Source organism: Spirosoma endophyticum, assembly GCF_900112365.1.
GTDB classification, from domain to species: Bacteria; Bacteroidota; Bacteroidia; order Cytophagales; family Spirosomataceae; genus Spirosoma; species Spirosoma endophyticum.
This window is the reverse complement of sequence record NZ_FOLQ01000080.1, coordinates 1-1,262: the sequence shown is the minus strand read 5'-3', so window position 1 is coordinate 1,262 and position 1,262 is coordinate 1. Positions and strand designations below refer to the sequence as shown.

Below are 1,262 nucleotides of genomic sequence, written 5' to 3'. Positions count from 1 at the left end.
TGGACTTGCAATAGTATACTGGAGATATTTTTCAGGCAGCCATCTGAGAGGTGTAAAAATAAGATTCCTGTTGAGCGGGAGTTTGGTAATTCAAGCTTGAATGTCTCCGCCGACGATTATACCAGCCCTCAATATACTCGAAGGTGGCTAACCGGGCAGCGGCCCGCGTTGGAAAGTCAGTATGGTTCACTAATTCGCTTTTGAATGTTTTGAAAAAGCTCTCAGCTACTGCATTGTCCCAGCAATTGCCTTTACGACTCATACTTTGCACGACAGGCAGGCCTCTCAACTGATCCCGAAATTCAGTGCAGGCATACTGGACACCACGATCTGAATGAAATAGAAGTTTACCCTCTATATTCCTGTTTTTGAGAGCCATATGCCACGCTGCTATGCTCGTATCCGCAGCTTTCAGGCCATCACTCAATGCCCATCCGATTACTTTTCGGTCTGCCAAATCCAGCACGGTTGTTAGGTATAGCCACCCCTCGCCTGTCGGAATGTAAGTAATATCGGACACCCATTTCTGACCTGGCTTATCTGCCATGAACTCTCTGTTTAACAGGTTTTTAGCTACTGGATAGCTGTGCGATGAGTCAGTAGTCTGAACACGATACTTCTTATACATGATACTGCGAATGGCCGCTTTGCGCATCAATCGAGCCACCCGATTACGTGATACCTTCACGCCCCGCTCCCGCAATTCATCAGCGATCCGGGGACTACCGTACCGAGACTCGCTCTGAGTATGTACCTGTCGAATATCATCTAGCAACTGAGCTTGTTTTAGTTGTCTGATACTAACCGGATGCTTGCACCAATAATAGTACCCACTGCTACTCACCTTCAGCACTTTGCACATCTTCTCAACGGAAAACTGGTTAGCGTGTTCCGCTATAAATCGGAATATTTCCCGTCTCCCCTGGAGAAGATGCCGACTGCCTTTTTTAGTATATCGCGTTCAAGCTGAGCGTCTTTGAGTTCTTTCTGTAGCCGTTTGATCAGTTTCTGTTCTTCGCTCAGCTCGGTGGCCGCAGTTGCAACTTGACCAAGGCTTTTATGGCTTTGCCGCCATTTGGTGATCCGACTCGAATCAATGCCGAGTTCACGAGCGACTTCTTGTACAGAGCCTTTCGCGTAGGACAACTCGATGGCCATCCGTTTAAATGCCTCGTCGAACACACGTCTTTTCTTCATGGGTACTTTTGGGTTTGTTCCCAAATGTGCCTAAAAACTGTCTCCAGTCAAATGTAGCAAGTTCA

General features: G+C 47.3%; 2 protein-coding genes. Both read right to left on the bottom strand.

Annotated features, from left to right (window positions below; translation table 11 throughout):
* Positions 1 to 31 precede the first annotated feature (31 nt).
* Positions 32 to 898, bottom strand: coding sequence for an IS3 family transposase (locus BM202_RS36510; protein ID WP_245776947.1), 867 nt, complete (start codon positions 896 to 898; stop codon positions 32 to 34).
* Positions 895 to 1,197: a transposase gene (locus BM202_RS36505; protein WP_093835535.1), complete on the bottom strand. Its 303-nt coding sequence runs from the start codon at positions 1,195 to 1,197 to the stop codon at positions 895 to 897. The genes BM202_RS36510 and BM202_RS36505 overlap by 4 nt, the downstream gene beginning before the upstream one ends.
* Between the last annotated feature and the right edge of the window lie 65 nt (positions 1,198 to 1,262).